Raw genomic sequence first — 15,662 nt, 5'->3', positions numbered from 1 at the left:
TACCTGCGGGTGCAGGAAGACAAAGACTTCAAAGGCGTGGCTGAGGCCCTGGGGTGCACTGAAGGCGCCGCCCGCGTGCGGGTCCACAGGGGTCTTTCCCGCCTAGCTGATATTTTTGGGGGGGGGCCATAGTGAGCCAGATACCCTTCCTTGATAAGCTCGGGGATGAGCTTGAAGCGGCTGTGAGGCGCGACATGACGCAGGCGCGGGCCGAGCGGCCACGGCGCGGCCGGTTCCTCATCATGGGCGCGGCAGCTGCCATGGCAACATTTGCGGCGGTCTTTGCCATAGGGCCCGTTATGGAGCTGCTGGGGCATGAGCCCGCCGTTTCGACCGTGCTGGCAGGATGGACGGCCGAGCCTGAACCCCTGGACCCATCTCTCCAGCAATCCGCAGTTTCGATTTGCCGGGAATTCGGCACACCGGGTTTTAACTCCGTGTCATCTGCCGTAATTGACCAGCGCGGGCCTTATGCCGTGGCCTTGCCTGTTGGTGATGATGTCGGAGTCCCGTGTCTGTTGGAGAAGAAGGACAGTGCCTGGAGTGTTGTCTCTGGCCGAGTTGCTCCCGGATCTCTGGGTGCTTGTGAGAAGACTCTGCCGGCCCGGACCGCGGTATATGACTTTCGGTCTTCCTCCGGGGTTCTTCAAGTGGTGTACAGCGTATTCCAGTGGAACGCTATTCGATTTGCTGTCGTTTCCGGAAGCACCAGTGGGGGAGTTTCGACAGGGGAAGTGGACTTCGGCAGTAGTGAAATGGGTTCGGTCAGTCTCGCCGTTGAGGGCGAATCGTTCATCGCCTGGTGGCCGTCGAGCAGCGAAATAGTGATGGATGTCGAATTGGTTATTCGCGATGGCGACGGGCGGCAAACGGCCCTTGTAACATCCGATGTCGTGCCCGGCGAAGCGCTTCCATATCGTTTGAACGTAACGGGTAACTCCGGGTCCCGCGAATCCGGACTAATGTCAAGACGCGTCGACAGCCAGATTAGCTACCAGGTCGACTCAACCATCTGTACGGGTGAGGATCTCAGAGGGGATTAAGTCGCCCGTAGGGTCGACTGAGAGAGTTCTTCTACAAAGTCCTATGAATCCGACGTGCGCTCGTAGTGTAGCACGGCGGATTTTGGCGGCTTACGACATACGACAACAAACGACCGCCGAAGCGGTGGAATACTAGGTGAGAACCCCAGAAAACGATGGAAGCATCATCCAATCCGTTAGAGCACTTACGAAAAACCTTGACACCACGTACGTCTTAGTGTTATCTCTATAGGCAATGGCTTGGGGTCTTTAAACAGGGAGCTATCTATGGAAGAGAACTCGAAGCATGACCAGCATGGAACCGGACTCACCCGACGGAAGTTTCTGGGCACCGCAATAGCAGGGGGAGTCGGACTGTTCCTGGCCCCACTACTGCCTCCCTTGAACGCACTGAAGTCGGCTCACGCTTCCTGCCCAGGGGGTTGCACCTGCGCCCAGTACTGGGGGACCTGGTGCGACACTTCTTGCGGCGGATTGCCCCCCCTCCTGTCCTCCTACAGCGAAGCCGGACCGGAGCTACCTCTACTACTATTACGAATTCGTGGAGCCGAGCTGCCTCTGCGATTATATTCACTGCAACTACGTGATCATCACCTATTGCAACACCTGCGATAACTGCCGATCCAATTAAGCCGTGTCGTTCAAGGGAGTGAAACCGTGCCAGACCCAAACGTCAGCATAATACCGGTCCAGAGATTCGAGGAAACGGGCGTACGGACTACGGCGGGCGGCAACGAAGGGCCAAACGGCAACCCGGCCCCTGTTCGCACCCTCAAGCAAATCAAGAACGCGGCGGGCGAGGTCCTGGTCCCCACCGATGTTCCTGCCGGGTTTACACTCTCCCTCAGCGGCCTGCTCAGGGGAGACGCTCCGCTACTGGACTACAGGCACCCGGGCGGCACCGCGATTATTATCCGCCAGCATAAGCGCAAGGGCGGCAAGGTCCGGCCCATGCAGGGCGCCGTGGAGACGATTACGGTGGGTCCGCTACCGGGCTACGTCGTCAGAGGCTCCTGGACCCAGACCAGCCACGGCCCTGGCCAGCCGCTTTCAGAACCCGTGTGGAATGAGAACGCGGCCCTTTAAATAATGTTCCAGCGTGGCGACACCTGGATAGATATCACGGCAGTGGCCGGGAACGGGCTTCTTGATGCGTCCGCGCTGGTGCAGGTTGCTTTGTCACTCGCACCCCACGAGGGTTAGCGCGGGTTGGAACAAGCTTTCACTCGACGCGAGGCCCCGACATGTCGGGGCCTCGCTGTGTATAATGCGGGCGGCAGCCGAAGTGTGCACGCATTACGGATGAGGGGTTGAAGTTGTTGTAAGTTGCGCTCATATTCCGCATTTTCATCGGCATGGTCTTTCTTCTATCTGCGGCCGGGAAAGTTTTCGCGCCCCGCCGCTTCGCCACCGACGTGCGGAACTACCGCATCTTGCCGGCGCCTGCGGCTACAGCCTTCGCATGGGCCCTCCCTTACATCGAGATCGCCCTGGGCGTAATGCTGATGACAGGGGTGCAGCCCCGCCTCGCCGCGGCAATCTCCGCCATCTTTATTGTCGCGTTTATGGTCGCCGTGGCGGTTGCTATGGCGCGGAAGTTCAACCTCACCTGCACGTGCTTCGGGCTGCTCTACCGCGAGAAGGTGGGCTGGAAAACGCAGGCGCGGGACGCCGTTCTACTGGCAATGGCCGTCTACGTCGTCATATTGGAAGACGGCACACTGTCATTCGGATATCTGGCGTCGAACGTTACGCAGCTCGGGAATGCCATCGGGATCGTCATAACCGTTGTGGCGCTGGTAGCAAGCGTCCTGGTCCTCGCGTGGACAATGAACGAGTCGCGGAAGGGCAAATTCGCGGCCTGAATGTACGCAACCGCAGCGGGGTCGGCTGTTAAAATTGAGGGAGGGTGGTCACACGGACAGCGTGCCCACCCTCCCGACACCACACCACACCACACTACCACCACGAAGTTATCCTAACGCCCGTGAATGGGATCAGGCTTCGTATGAAACGCATATTAGACCCCGGTCGAAAGTGGTAAGCTTGGGTCACCGTTTTGTATACGGCCATTCTCTGTTGTGGAAATGAAACGCATGTGCTATCATTTCGGTGCCTCAGCAAGACACTACCCCGCTCTCCTAACGGAAGGGAATAAATGACTACCACAGACAACAGGGCCAAAGCCTTAGAGATCGCTCTCTCCCAGATAGACAGGCAGTTCGGGAAGGGCACGGTCATGCGCCTCGGAGACGATAGCCAGCGCGCCCGGGTCCAGGCGCTCTCCACGGGCTCCATATCTCTCGATATGGCCCTCGGCGTCGGTGGAATCCCACGCGGCCGGGTGACCGAGATCTTCGGGGCAGAGTCGTCCGGCAAGTCCACGCTCGCGCACCACATCATGGCCGAAGCCCAGCGCGCGGGCGGGACGGTGGCGTACATCGACGCGGAGCACGCGGTCGATCCCGGTTACGCGGCCAAGTGCGGCGTGAACATCCACGAGATGCTCGTATCCCAGCCGGACAGCGCCGAGCAAGCCCTGGAGGTCTGCGAATACCTGGTCCGGAGCGGTGCGGTGGACATCGTCGTGATTGACAGCGTTGCGGCGCTGGTGCCGAAAGCGGAGCTTGAGGGCGATATGGGCGATACCCACGTCGGCCTCCAGGCGAGGCTGATGTCCCAGGCGCTGCGAAAGCTCACAGGCGCTATCAACCGGTCCAATGCCGCAGTAGTCTTCATCAACCAGATCCGGGAAAAAGTGGGCGTCATCTGGGGCAGCCCTGAGGTTACTCCCGGCGGTCGCGCCCTAAAGTTCTACAGCTCGGTACGCATAGACCTTCGCCGGATGGAGTCCATAAAGCAGGGCACCGAGGTAGTCGGCTCCCGCGTGAAGGCCCGCGTCGTAAAGAACAAGGTCGCCCCCCCGTTCAGGGTGGCCGAATTCGACATCATGTTCAACGAGGGCATCAGCAAGACCGGTGACCTGGTTGACCTGGGCGAGTCCATGGGCGTTCTCAAGAAGAGCGGCTCCTTCTACTCGTTCGATGACACCCGTCTCGGCCAGGGCCGGGAGAACGTGAAGCAGTTCCTCAAGGAGCATTCGGACATAGCCAGCCGCATTGAGGCTCTGGTGCGCGCCAACGGCACGGCCTCTATAGGCTCCGCCGATACCGACGGCGACGGCAAGGACTAGAATGGCTTTTTCGTCCTACTGCTCACCGCTGACTGCTGTATAATAAGGGCCTTACATAACCATCCGCCCTTCAGGTGTTGATTCTGCGCGCCGGCGTCCCTGCCGGCGCGGCGACATATGAAAGACTCCGATCCCCATAAACGGGCCTATTCCGCAGCGCTGCGCTTCCTGACGCTTAAGCCCAGGAGCGAGAGCGAGGTGCGCAATAGGCTCGCCCGCAATTTCCCCGAAGACATTGTCGATTCCACTTTGCAGACCCTGCGCGAGGAGGGCAGGGTGGACGACGCCCTCTATGCAAGTCTCTGGAGTCAGAGCCGCGCCTCGCTGCATCCCAGGAGCGGCCGACTCATCAAGCGCGAGCTGTCTGCCAAAGGAATTCCCCCGGCAATAGCATCCCAGGCCATTCAAAACGTGGACGAGGCCGATAGCGCATACCGCGCGGGCATCAAGCACGCCGCCAGGCTGGGTCATAACGTGGACCTCCCGACTTTCCAGCGAAAGCTGTGGTCATACCTGCAGCGACGGGGATTCAGCGACTCACTCTCCCGAGAGACAACGATGCGCCTGTGGCAAGAGTCACGCCTGCCCGGCGGTCCCCATGACAGGGAGGGTGCTTGATGCTCGGCGGAGATTTCATCAGCATTGTCATCCTCGTCGTCTGCCTGTTCCTTTCAGCCTTCTTCTCCAGCAGCGAGACGGCTCTCTTCTCGCTTCAGGGCTCCGCGAAGCTCAAGCACCTCGTCAGCATAAACGCTCCCGGCGCAGCTCTCGTCAAGAAGATGCTGGACGACCCTGGCCGCCTCTTATCCACGATTCTGCTCGGCAACAACCTCGTAAATATTACCTTTGCGGCAATTATGTCGGTCATCTCCACGGAGGCGTTCGGCCCTGCCACAGGCATAATTGTGGCCACGCTGGGCGGCACGACTGTTATTCTGGTGTTTGGTGAGATTATTCCCAAGACATTTGCCGCTCGCTCTCCGGAGACCGTCGCGTTTCTGTTCGCTCCGATTGTTAAGGGGATCGAATATATCCTTTACCCGCTGGTCGCTTTCTTCCAGATGATCAGCCGTATCGCAAACGTGGGCCGCAAGCGCGGCGTACTTGAGGCCTCGATCACAGAGGCGGAGCTCCGGACGCTTATCACTCTCGGCGAGGCCGAAGGGCAATTCAAACCGGAAGAGGCAGAGATGCTGGAGAGCGTCTTCCGCTTCGGAGACCGGCAGGTCCGCGATATCATGACGCCGCGGACTGAGATCACCTTCGTGGAGCAAGGCGCCACTCTCGCCCGCTTTCTGGAGGTGTACGCGCGTAGCCAGCATACCCGTTATCCTGTCTTTCAAAACGATACGGACGACGTTGTGGGAATTATTTCGGCTAAAGACGTGCTCAGGACTATCGCAGGGCGGCCCCTGGGCTTTGACAGGCCGATCAAGAGCATCATTCGCGAGGCCTACTTCATCCCGGAAACGAAGCGCATCGCCGAGCTGTTCGAGGAGATGCGCACGCACGGCCACCAGGTCGCCCTCGCCGTTGACGAGTTCGGCGGCGTTTCCGGCCTGGTCACTCTCAAGCGACTCCTTGAGGAGGTTGTCGGCGATGTGGGCGAGGAAGGTGAGGCGCCGGAGCCGGAATACGAGGAGATCGACAGATACACTTTCCAGGTGGACGGCGGCATGAGCATCGACGACGCCAGCGAACTCCTCGGCATCAACCTCACCGCGGGTGAGGTGGAATACGAAACAGTCGCGGGCTTTGTCCTGGACGAGCTGGGCCACATCCCGGCACAGGGTGAGCAGCTCGAATACGGCAACTACCGCATCGAGGTCACCAGGATGAACGATCTTCGCATCGAGTCTGTGAAGTTCACCAAGAAGCCGCCTGCGCAGGTGGCCGAGCAGGTCGAGTGAGCGCGGAGGCGCCATGACTCGCAACCGGGCCGTAGTCAACCTGGAGAGCGCGGTCCGCAGGGAGGTCGCAGCCGCCGGTCTATCAGGATCGCGCATCGTCGTTGCGGTTTCCGGCGGACAGGACTCCCTGGCCCTACTGCACGCCCTTTCCCGCCAGTCGCAAAAGCTGCGCATCGAGCTTGTCTGTGCCCACCTGGACCATGGGCTCCGCGGAGAGGCCTCCGCTGCCGATCACACGTTTGTTGCCGCCGTCGCCGCCGGCCTCGGCATCCCTTTTGCTGGAGGGCACGCAAATGTCGCTGCTGTGCGCAAGGCTGGCGGTATGTCTGTAGAGGAGGCCGCCCGGGCCGCGCGTTACGCCTTTCTTACGCGGACCGCGAGGGAGAATGGCGCCGCCGCAGTGGCGCTCGGACACACGCTGGACGACCAGGCTGAGACGGTATTGCTGCACATCCTGCGCGGCAGCGGCATCGCCGGCCTGAGAGGGATGGCGCTGCTTTCCGAAAGGGAGATTGAGGGCGCGGCCATTAATCTCCTCCGGCCCATGCTGGGACTGCGCCGGGCCGACACCGCCGCCTATTGCCAGGCGCTCGAGCTGGCGCCCCGGCTGGACGAGTCGAACCTGGATACCCGTTTCACCCGTAACAGGGTCCGCCTTGAGCTTATCCCCCTCCTTGAGACATTCAACCCCGCAATTCGAGAGTCCCTGGCGCGGCTCGCCCGCTCAGCCGCCGATATCGACGACTTTGCGACGGCAAATGCCAGGGACCTGTTGTCGGGCGTGGTATCGCCGGTTCCCGGCGGGGTATCCCTCAATCGGCAGGGCCTTGGCGGCCTTCCGGATGCGCTCCGCGTCGTGGCAGTCCGAGAGGCCCTGCGGCAGGTCAGGAAAGGTCTGGAAGGGATTGAGGAAGCCCACCTGGACGCCGTGCTGGACGTCGCCGCCGGACGGGCGGGGCGGTCCACCGACCTGCCGGGCGGGCTGGAAGCGGTGGCTGGCTACGACGAGGTGGTGATCTCTCGCAGAGGGGAGGCCCAGGAGCTTTTGCCGCCCATCGAGGAGGACGTCGTCATCGCTGTCCCCGGAAACGGACAGGCCGGCGGTTGGTCTGTGAAGACATCTACAATCCATCCAGGCCAGGAAGCGGCGCCGGATACACGCAGCGGAGCCGCGATTTCGCCGCCGGACGACTTCTCCGCGCGGTTCGACGCTGAGAGCCTTGGCGCGCATATTACCGTGCGCCGTCGCCGGGACGGCGACCGCTTTCAGCCTCTCGGCATGGCTGAGGCCAAGAAGCTGCAAGACTTCTTCGTGGATGAAAAAGTAGCCCGCCGTGTCAGGGACCGGGTACCCATCGTGGAAGCGGAAGGGCGCATTGCCTGGGTGGTCGGCAGGCGCATCGCAGAATGGGCCAGGGCCACGGAAGGCCGCCCGCAAATCGAGATTTCTTTCGAAATCACCGGAGAGGGCCGCTGAGGACTACATTACGCGCCCGAGCCGCGGGTTGGGAGTCACCCCGGGGATGCGTCCCCTTCGTGCGATAGGCCTGCCGTCGATCTCGTGGATGTCCACGCTGTAAGGAATTGGCGATGCGCAGGCGATATAGGTGTCCACACCGAACGTGCTGACCGGCGCGCCGGCCTCGACGAACGCGGCAATCTTCTCCGGTGTAAAGCCGCCGCTCACGATAATCTCCACATGTCGAAAGCCGGCAAGGTCCAGCCTCGCGCGCACCTCTTTGACGAGATCGGGTGTCACTCCTCCGCGCTCGCTGGGGGTATCCATCCTCACGCCCCGCAGCTTTTCCCGCAGCGACCTGGCGACGTTAAGGGACTCCTCTGCCTCGTCCTTGAACGTGTCCACCAGCGCGATCCTCGGCACCTCCTGCGGCATGTGCCGGTCGAAGGCCTGCATTGCCTTCACGGTGTCGCCCATGATGATCGGCAGGTGGTGAGGCATCGTGCCCACGGGAGTGACGCCGGCGAGCTTTGCTCCGTGAACTGTGGAGCATGAAACGCAGCCGCCGACTGTGGCTGCATAGTCCATATTTGCCGCCACGTCCGGGTGGACGTTGCGCGCCCCGAGCGCGATAACCGCGGTCCCGCGCCGGCCGCGTCAACGCACGCATGCGCGGCCGTGGCCCACCCTGTGCCTGAGGCCAGGATCCCGCTGATCGCCGTTTCGTAGAGGCCTATCGACCCGTAAGGAGCCTTGACGCGGAGCGCTACCTCGCCGGCCGCGACATCCTCGCCCTCATCGAGCACCCAGACCTCGCTCCCCGTCTCCGGGAGGACCCTGCCCAACAGCGCGCGGGCCTCTGCGATGCCGCAAAAAATGCCCGCCTCCCGCGCCGCGAACTCCATCGTCACAACGGGGTTCATGCTCTCGTTGCGCAGGATCGTCAGCGTCCGCAGAAGGTACACGTTCGCGGTATCGCCGACCAGTATGGGTCGCCTGACTTCGAACTCGGTATTAACCATTAATTCACCCCGGCAAGGTTGCTTCCGGTACGGGTTGTATGGTACCCGTCGCGGGCGCAGCGCCGCAAGTGATAAGCCGTGAACGGTAAGCGAAGCGGTATGATTGAGTTATTACCCTGCTTTTTGGCCGGGTTAGGAAATTGACTACATTCCAAGGGTGCACATAGAATCGACGCATGGCAATACAAACACGTATCGAAACCGGGCGGCCAACCTTTCAAAAGACCACGCTGGACAACGGGCTGCGCATATTCACAAGCGCCATGCCGCACGTCCGCTCGGTAACCATCAACCTCCTTGTCGGCGTAGGTTCCCGATATGAGTCCGACGACCGGGCGGGAATCTCCCACGTCGTCGAGCACCTGGTCTTCAAAGGCACTACGGAGAGGCCCACGCCGGCGGATATCAGCGGCACCATTGAGGGCGTGGGCGGAGTTATCAATGCCGGCACAGAACAGGAACTGACCGTCTACTGGTGCAAGGTCGCGCGGCCGTACATGGAGGAGAGCATCGACCTCCTCATAGACATGGTGCGCAACTCGGTCTATTCGAAGGAAGAGCTTGAGCGCGAGCGCATGGTCGTGGTCGAAGAGCTCGGGATGGTCAACGACTACCCGAACTACAAGGCCGACGCGATGATCGACGAGATGCTGTGGCCGGCCCAACCTCTGGGGAGGGACATCGCGGGAACCCGCGAGACCGTGATGGCGATGACGCGTGACATGGTCGTTGACCACGTGGAGCGTCACTACTCACCTTCCAACATCGTCATAAGCATCGCTGGGAACGTGGACCATGACGATGTCGTGCGGTACATAGACGCGATCAGCCACGACTGGCAGCCGCACGCCACTCCGGGTTGGACGCCGTTCACCGGCTCGCAGGCCGCTCCGGCCGCGCGGCTGGAATACCGGAAGACGGAGCAGGCGCATCTGTGCATCGGCCTCCCCGCACTCTCGGTCACTCACCCGGACCGCTTTATCGTAGACTTGATGAGCGTGATTCTGGGGGAGGGAATGACGAGCCGCCTGTTCATGGAGGTCCGGGAGCGGCGCGGCCTCGCCTATGACATCCATAGCGAAGTCAGCTATTTCCGGGACTGCGGGGCCATGGTCATCAACGCCGGAGTGGACCCGAAGCGGCTGCACAATGCGGTTGAGGTGATCCTGGCAGAGGTCGCCCGGCTACGCCAGGGCGTCCCTTCCGATGAGCTTCAAAAGGCCAAGCGGCTGAGCACGGGCCGTCTCATGCTGCGAATGGAAGACACCAAGTCCGTTTCGGCGTGGATGGGCACCCAGGAGCTCCTGCTCGGCAAGGTGCTTGAGGTGGAGCAGGTGGTGGAGTCCATCAACGCGGTTACCGAGCAGGACATCCAGCGCCTTGCGGGCCAGCTCCTGGTTGAGAAAGGGCTGAACGTGGCCGTGGTTGGCCCCAGCAAGGCCGCCCGCAAATTGGAATCGCTGCTCAAGCTGTAGCCTGTCGGGCTAGCCCTTGGGGATCTTAGGCTGGACGATCTTCTCGGGGAAGTAGTTCCTTGCGTGGAGCATTGAAGCGAAGCTCCCGTCTTTGCTGTTGACCTCCACGCTGTATCCCAGGCGCTCCTGCAGCCGCGCGGCGCGGGGGTTGTTCTTGTGAGCGCCGCCTACAAGGCGAGGGATCTTCAGCTCGTTGAAAGCGTACTCAACGACGACTTTCGACGCCTCGTGCGCAAACCCGTTTCCCCAGAACTGCTTGCCAAGCGCGCACACCAGCTCCACTTCAACTTCGTTGAACCGGGGAGTGGGATCGCTCCAGAAGCGGTTGTACCGGTTGAGGTAAGCCTCCAGCCGCACGATGCCGAGGAATTGGCCGTCCGACTTCCGCTGTATCGCCCAGGCGTGGAAGTCGGAGAACCTCGCTTCCATTATCCGGAATGCCAGGTACTCCATCGGCTTGCTCGTGTCGACAGCCGGCCTGGGGAAGCTGTAATAACGCATTACGTCCGGGTCGGAGAGGATCAGCTTTTCCAGTCCTGAAAGGTCTTTCATCTCAAGAGGGCGCATAATCAGCCGGCTGGTTTCGAATCGCTTTGCCATGTTGCGTCTGTCTCCGTTCTCGGTTTGGTGCGTCATGCGGCCAGTCTAATCTTCGGCATAGCCAGCATCAGTCCCTCGAGGGCCAGACGGGCGTTAACATTCCTCTCCATGAGGCCCGCCGTCTGCTGAAGCGCATTCACGACGGCTGCAATCTGTTCGATCGTCATTCCGGAAGCGACGGCCGAAAGGCTGTTCATCCGGGAGATGTGCTTGACGTGTGCTCCTGCCCCGCCTTTAACCAGCAGCACGTCTCGCCACCACTCCATCCACGTTGCTACGTCCTTGCGGCCTGCCTCCCGGTCACGGGTGAAGACAGTCGCGAGGTCTGCGGCTATCTCGAACCGCTCGGATAACGAAGCGCCCATTAGCTTTTCGGCCGTTTCGATCCTGGCCGCGATCTCCTGGAGCATCTCCGGCCTAGTGGCCGCCTCGATGGCCCAGCCGGGGCGACCGTCGGAGAGACGGGCGATCTCCTCCGCGCGCCCTGCGTCAACATTGAAGCGTCCCACCAGTTGTTCGGTAATCGCCGGTACAGGGACCGGTCGCAGCTCCAGCGTCTGGCACCGCGACAGAACGGTGGGGAGCATCAGGGCCGACTCCGGCGCCAGCAGGATGATTATCACCTGGTCCGGCGGCTCCTCGAGCGTCTTCAGCAGGGCGTTTGCGGCATCCAGGCTGAGCCTATCGGCGCACTCGAATATGAAGACGCGATAGCGCCCTTCGAACGGCTTCAGGCTCGCTTCTTTCTGGATCTCAAGGACCTGCTCGATGCCGACCATAGTTTTCATCTTGCCCGTCGATTCGTCCTTGATGAGCCGCACGATACGCACGTCGGCGTGCGAGCCGCGCTCGATTCGCCGGCACTGGCGACACTCCCCGCACGGCCTGGCGGGCATGTCCTCGGCCAAGCAGTTTACAGCCTTTGCCAGATCGGTGGCTAGGGTTATTTTGCCTATCTGCGGAGGACCTGCGAATAAAAAGGCGTGCGAGAGCCGTCCCTCGGCGATGCCGCGCTTCAGGGTGTTGACGGCGCGCTCGTGTCCTGTCGTTCGAAACATCAGCCCTTCTTGACTCCAATGACCCCGTCCGCCTCGAGCCTTGCCAACTCCTGTTCACCGGCGACAAGGGACAGGACCTCACGCGTGTGCTCGCCCAGCAATGGAGGGTGCCCGTGCGGCTGTGCGGGAGTCCGGCTCATGTATTGAAGCGGGTTTGCGATGAGCGGAAGATCTCCGATTGTCGGGTGTGGGATGTGCCATTGCAGGTTGCGCGCCGCCGCTTGAGGGTCGGCCAGAGCCTCGGCGAAGTTGTTGATGGGCGCAGAAGAGATCCCCGCCTTGCGGAGCGCCTCCAGCCAGTCGGCCCTTTCCTTGCTCAGGAATATCTCAATAAGCTGTGAGATCAGGGCCTCTTTGTGCGCCATGCGGTCAGCGTTGGTCTTGAATCGAGGGTCCTGTGCGAAGTCCGGGCGTTCGACCAACTGCGACAGGCGCTGGAAGGCCTCGTCGTTCGGTACGGCGAGCATGAACCACCCGCCCTTTGCCTCGAACGCCTGGTACGGGACGATCTGCGGGTGGGCGTGCCCGAACCGTCCCGGGACCGATCCGGTTGCGATAAAGTTCTGGGCAACGTTGGTCAAACTCATAAGGCCCACGTCGAAGAGCGACAGGTCTATCTTTTGCCCCTTGCCGCTGCTCTCCCTTTCACGGAGAGCCGAGAGTATGCCGATAGCGGCCATCATGCCCGTCAAGAGGTCAATCGCTGCGATGCCTACCTTCAGGGGCGGGCCGTCCGCTTCGCCGGTGATGCTCATCATGCCGGTCAGCCCCTGCAGGGTGGTGTCTACCGCGGGCTCCGCAGCCCTGGGGCCGGTGTTGCCGAAGCCCGTAATGGAGGCGTAGACGATGCCGGGATTGGCCTTCGAGAGCGTTTCGTGGTCCAGGCCGTAGCGCCCCAGGTCGCCGGTCTTGAAGTTCTCAACGAGCACGTCCGACTTCATGGCGAGCTTTCGCACCAGCTCCTGCGCGCGCGGCTCCTTGAGGTTGACCACAACGCTCTTCTTGCCCCTGTTGATCGCAAGGTAAAAGGCGCTCTCACCCTTCATGAACGGCGGCCCGAGCTTGCGGGTGTCGTCCCCCCACGGCGACTCTATCTTCCACACTGTCGCGCCCAGGTCGGAGAGCACCTGTGTGCAGAAAGGTCCCGCGAGGATGCGGGACATATCGAGAATCGTAATGCCTTCGAGCGCCTTCACTTCTTCCTCCGAATGCCTACTTGAACGCGTCCATGCCCGTTATTTCCCTGCCAAGTACAAGGGTGTGGATGTCGTGCGTCCCTTCGTAGGTGTCGACGGTTTCCAGGTTAAGCATGTGGCGGATAGCGCTGTACTCGAGCGTGATTCCGCTTCCGCCAAGTATCTCTCTCGCGGCCCGGGCGCCGTTTAATGACGCCCGCACATTGTGCCGCTTCGCAAGCGACACCTGCGCGAACGTCAGCTCGCCCGCGTCCTTCAGTCTCCCGAGCCTCCACGCGAGCATCAGGCCCGTTGTGTGGCCGGTGAGCATGTCCGCCAGCTTCGCCTGCACAAGCTGCCGCGAGGCGATCGGCTTCCCGAACGTGCTGCGGTGCCTGGCGAATTCTGAAGCCTCGTGGTGTACGGCTTCCAGCGCGCCCAGCACGCCCCAAACGATACCATACCTTGCCTGCGTGAGGCACGAAAGCGGCGCGGAGAGGCCGCTCGCGCCGGGCAGTAAACTGTCGGCCTCAACGCGAACGTTGTCCATGACCAGCTCGCACGCGCCGGAGATGCGCATGCTCATCTGTCGCTGCACGCGGTTCACAGTGAAGCCGGGCGTATCCGTCGGGACTATGAACCCGCGTACAACGCCGGCTTCGTCCCTTGCCCATATCACGGCTATGTCGGCCATGTCCCCGACGCTGATCCACATCTTCGCGCCGTTTATCACATAGCCATTGCCGTCCTTGCGGGCTGTTGTTTTCATTGCCCCCGGGTCGGAGCCGCCCTCGTGCTCGGTAAGGCCGAAGCAGCCGATGGTTTCCGCCTTCGCCAGGGCCGGCAGATACCGGCGTTTCTGCTCCTCGGAGCCGTAGCGGTAGATGGGATACATCACGAGCGACCCCTGCACGCTGGCGAAGCTGCGCAGGCCGGAGTCCGCCCGCTCGAGCTCGTACATTATGAGCCCGTAAGCAATGCTGCTCAGCCCAGCCGCTCCGTACTCCTGCGGAAGCGTCGCGCCCATAAGGCCGAGCCCGCCCATCTGGGTCGCCATATTGCGGGGGAACTCGGCGCGCTCCCACCAGTCCCTGACATTGGGGACCGCCTCCGCCTCCACGAACGCGCGAACGGTTGAGTGCGCCTGGATCTCTTCCGGCGTCATCAGCGTGGATATGTTGTAAAAGTCGAGCATGGTTTCTCCTGGGCTGCACAGGGCCGGGACGAGGTACTACTTTACGACGGAGCGGCGGCGGCTTCAAGCGGGAAGTCGTCCAGAACATAACTTGACTCTGCCGGTGCCGTACCATGTAAACCAAGGTATTCGGACAGCGGGGATTCACTTGTAGAGAACGGGTGAGGTTGAAGTATGAAGCCTTTCAAGGCACGGTTCTCCGACGGGGTGCTGGAGCCACTTGAGAAGACCAACCTCGAGGAAGGGGTTGAGGTCTTCATAGAGATTAAGGAAGTCCTGTCAGGCGCAGGACCGGAATCCGAATTCATGAACTCCGCCGGTTCCTGGGCGGGCACTCTGGACTTCGATCAATTCCTCCAGGACATGCGTGACGACCGCAAGCGCATGGGCAGGGAAGTGGTCTACCCGTCAGAACGGCGAATGTGATGCACACTAGTCGCCGCCGAGCGCCTCCTCCAGCTCAAGCGCCACCAGCCGGTGACCCGCGCGGGTCAGATGCCAGATGTCCATGTAACCGTGAGCCTCATCCTGGAAGATCGGCTCTTCCGCGTTGGCCCTGAATGCCGGCAAAACGTCAACGAACTGAATGCCGGCCTCGTCTGCGTACTTTCGCAGAAGCTCCTGCGGCAGGAACGGGTAGTCCGGGTCCATCTGGTACGCTAGCGGCAGCGCCAGCAGCACCATCCGCGCGCCGCCCGCCTCGATCTCCGCCTGCAGCTCGTCGTAGACCGAGCGCAGCCACACCCACTCCGGAGAGTCGTAGTCCATCAGCGTTTGAATGCCGATCACATCCTCTCCGGTAACGTAAGTTGGCCACCGCCGCCCGTTGACCTCTGTATACAGCCGCTCGTCTTCCAGAAAGTCCGGTGCCGTGAGCCGTGACTGCAGGCGCGAGAGCTCTTCAAACCAGGGCCGGGAAGTGTCTTTCAGCGCCTCGACGGTCGGCACGACGTGCGCTTCGTGGTACTCCGTGTTCGGTATGGCGGCATCGGGGATGTTCGCGATGGCGTCCTGCGTGTAGTTCCAGTGCAGCTTCGGGTCCACGATGTCGTTCATGGAGAAGGCGACCACGACTATGTCCGGCCGGAGCCGCCTCAGCTTGCTCTTGTAAAGCTGCAGCTCGTTGTACGGCGTGTACCCGCTCACCGCGGCGTTAATGACCTCGAAGCGGTTCTCCCGGCGGTTCAGCCGGCTTTCGAGGAAGTTGGGGAAGGCAAGCTCCGGAGATACGTACAGCCCATACGCTACGGAGTCGCCCAGCACCACAACGCGCGTGATGCCGGGCGTCTTTGTGAACGCGTACTCCTTGTCACGGAAGCCCTGAGCGCTCACCTCATGGTGGTCCGGATTCAGCTCATATATCTGCGGGCAGTCCCCGCACAGGACTTGCAGGGGAGGGCCTTCCGAGGAGAAGACGTTCATCATAAACCGGAGGCCGATCTCCAGGAGGACTATGGACATCGCAACCGCGACAAGCGCGATAAGTATGTTGACGGCGAGTGTCGCTGGGTGTCGCTTGCCCTTCGGCATCC

14 protein-coding genes and 1 pseudogene are annotated in these 15,662 nt (G+C 61.5%); 9 read left to right on the top strand and 6 right to left on the bottom strand.

Features of this window, described 5'->3' with window-relative positions; translation table 11 throughout:
- Window positions 1-131 precede the first annotated feature (131 nt).
- The 7 genes from FJ319_09220 to tilS all read left to right on the top strand — a co-directional run bounded on the left by FJ319_09220 (window position 132) and on the right by tilS (window position 7,623).
- On the top strand, window positions 132-1,043 hold the full coding sequence (locus FJ319_09220; protein MBM3934465.1) for a hypothetical protein: 912 nt from the start codon (window positions 132-134) through the stop codon (window positions 1,041-1,043).
- A gap of 657 nt (window positions 1,044-1,700) precedes the next feature.
- Complete coding sequence (locus FJ319_09215; protein MBM3934464.1) at window positions 1,701-2,129, top strand: hypothetical protein; 429 nt, start codon at window positions 1,701-1,703, stop codon at window positions 2,127-2,129.
- 269 nt (window positions 2,130-2,398) lie between these two features.
- On the top strand, window positions 2,399-2,908 hold the full coding sequence (locus FJ319_09210) for a DoxX family membrane protein (protein MBM3934463.1): 510 nt from the start codon (window positions 2,399-2,401) through the stop codon (window positions 2,906-2,908).
- A 293-nt stretch (window positions 2,909-3,201) separates the two neighbouring features.
- Window positions 3,202-4,236, top strand: a complete 1,035-nt coding sequence (gene recA / locus FJ319_09205; GenBank protein ID MBM3934462.1) for a recombinase RecA — start codon at window positions 3,202-3,204, stop codon at window positions 4,234-4,236.
- A gap of 117 nt (window positions 4,237-4,353) precedes the next feature.
- Window positions 4,354-4,854 carry a hypothetical protein gene (locus FJ319_09200; protein ID MBM3934461.1) on the top strand — a complete coding sequence of 167 codons (501 nt, stop codon included), beginning with the start codon at window positions 4,354-4,356 and terminating at the stop codon, window positions 4,852-4,854.
- Window positions 4,854-6,146: an HlyC/CorC family transporter gene (locus FJ319_09195; protein MBM3934460.1), complete on the top strand. Its 1,293-nt coding sequence runs from the start codon at window positions 4,854-4,856 to the stop codon at window positions 6,144-6,146. Before FJ319_09200 ends, FJ319_09195 begins: the two co-directional genes overlap by 1 nt.
- Before the next feature lie 13 nt (window positions 6,147-6,159).
- Window positions 6,160-7,623 carry a tRNA lysidine(34) synthetase TilS gene (tilS, locus tag FJ319_09190; GenBank protein MBM3934459.1) on the top strand — a complete coding sequence of 488 codons (1,464 nt, stop codon included), beginning with the start codon at window positions 6,160-6,162 and terminating at the stop codon, window positions 7,621-7,623.
- A 3-nt stretch (window positions 7,624-7,626) separates the two neighbouring features.
- Here tilS and FJ319_09185 read toward each other — a convergent pair.
- Window positions 7,627-8,627, bottom strand: a pseudogene (locus FJ319_09185) (nicotinate phosphoribosyltransferase).
- Between the two features lie 176 nt (window positions 8,628-8,803).
- On the opposite strand from FJ319_09185, the gene FJ319_09180 reads away from it, so the two are divergent.
- Window positions 8,804-10,102, top strand: coding sequence for an insulinase family protein (locus tag FJ319_09180; GenBank protein MBM3934458.1), 1,299 nt, complete (start codon window positions 8,804-8,806; stop codon window positions 10,100-10,102).
- A 9-nt stretch (window positions 10,103-10,111) separates the two neighbouring features.
- Here FJ319_09180 and FJ319_09175 read toward each other — a convergent pair whose 3' ends face one another.
- From FJ319_09175 to FJ319_09160, 4 genes are read right to left on the bottom strand one after another with little or no spacing between them, the layout of a single operon-like run.
- Complete coding sequence (locus FJ319_09175; protein ID MBM3934457.1) at window positions 10,112-10,738, bottom strand: GNAT family N-acetyltransferase; 627 nt, start codon at window positions 10,736-10,738, stop codon at window positions 10,112-10,114.
- Window positions 10,735-11,760 carry a DNA polymerase III subunit delta' gene (locus tag FJ319_09170; GenBank protein ID MBM3934456.1) on the bottom strand — a complete coding sequence of 342 codons (1,026 nt, stop codon included), beginning with the start codon at window positions 11,758-11,760 and terminating at the stop codon, window positions 10,735-10,737. Before FJ319_09170 ends, FJ319_09175 begins: the two co-directional genes overlap by 4 nt.
- Window positions 11,760-12,956: a CoA transferase gene (locus FJ319_09165; GenBank protein ID MBM3934455.1), complete on the bottom strand. Its 1,197-nt coding sequence runs from the start codon at window positions 12,954-12,956 to the stop codon at window positions 11,760-11,762. The genes FJ319_09170 and FJ319_09165 overlap by 1 nt, the downstream gene beginning before the upstream one ends.
- A 16-nt stretch (window positions 12,957-12,972) precedes the next feature.
- The gene (locus FJ319_09160; protein MBM3934454.1) at window positions 12,973-14,130 is read right to left on the bottom strand and encodes an acyl-CoA dehydrogenase; all 1,158 of its coding nucleotides are present in this window, start codon (window positions 14,128-14,130) and stop codon (window positions 12,973-12,975) included.
- A 174-nt stretch (window positions 14,131-14,304) separates the two neighbouring features.
- Between FJ319_09160 and FJ319_09155 the strand changes: the two genes are divergently transcribed.
- Window positions 14,305-14,556: a DUF104 domain-containing protein gene (locus FJ319_09155; protein MBM3934453.1), complete on the top strand. Its 252-nt coding sequence runs from the start codon at window positions 14,305-14,307 to the stop codon at window positions 14,554-14,556.
- Between the two features lie 6 nt (window positions 14,557-14,562).
- Here FJ319_09155 and FJ319_09150 read toward each other — a convergent pair whose 3' ends face one another.
- Window positions 14,563-15,660, bottom strand: coding sequence for a hypothetical protein (locus FJ319_09150; protein MBM3934452.1), 1,098 nt, complete (start codon window positions 15,658-15,660; stop codon window positions 14,563-14,565).
- Window positions 15,661-15,662 lie beyond the last annotated feature (2 nt).

Source organism: SAR202 cluster bacterium (assembly GCA_016872355.1).
Taxonomy (GTDB): domain Bacteria; phylum Chloroflexota; class Dehalococcoidia; order Lucifugimonadales; family VGZY01; genus VGZY01.
This window is presented reverse-complemented; position numbering and strand designations above follow the sequence as displayed.

Excerpts from the sequence above, each read along its gene's own strand:
- tilS (MBM3934459.1), top strand. The coding sequence starts at position 6,160 with ATGACTCGCAACCGGGCCGTAGTCAACCTGGAGAGCGCGGTCCGCAGG.
- FJ319_09175 (MBM3934457.1), bottom strand. The coding sequence starts at position 10,738 with ATGACGCACCAAACCGAGAACGGAGACAGACGCAACATGGCAAAGCGA.
- FJ319_09150 (MBM3934452.1), bottom strand. The coding sequence starts at position 15,660 with ATGCCGAAGGGCAAGCGACACCCAGCGACACTCGCCGTCAACATACTT.
- FJ319_09180 (MBM3934458.1), top strand. The coding sequence starts at position 8,804 with ATGGCAATACAAACACGTATCGAAACCGGGCGGCCAACCTTTCAAAAG.
- FJ319_09210 (MBM3934463.1), top strand. The coding sequence starts at position 2,399 with ATGGTCTTTCTTCTATCTGCGGCCGGGAAAGTTTTCGCGCCCCGCCGC.
- FJ319_09200 (MBM3934461.1), top strand. The coding sequence starts at position 4,354 with ATGAAAGACTCCGATCCCCATAAACGGGCCTATTCCGCAGCGCTGCGC.
- recA (MBM3934462.1), top strand. The coding sequence starts at position 3,202 with ATGACTACCACAGACAACAGGGCCAAAGCCTTAGAGATCGCTCTCTCC.
- FJ319_09170 (MBM3934456.1), bottom strand. The coding sequence starts at position 11,760 with ATGTTTCGAACGACAGGACACGAGCGCGCCGTCAACACCCTGAAGCGC.
- FJ319_09155 (MBM3934453.1), top strand. The coding sequence starts at position 14,305 with ATGAAGCCTTTCAAGGCACGGTTCTCCGACGGGGTGCTGGAGCCACTT.
- FJ319_09160 (MBM3934454.1), bottom strand. The coding sequence starts at position 14,130 with ATGCTCGACTTTTACAACATATCCACGCTGATGACGCCGGAAGAGATC.
- FJ319_09195 (MBM3934460.1), top strand. The coding sequence starts at position 4,854 with ATGCTCGGCGGAGATTTCATCAGCATTGTCATCCTCGTCGTCTGCCTG.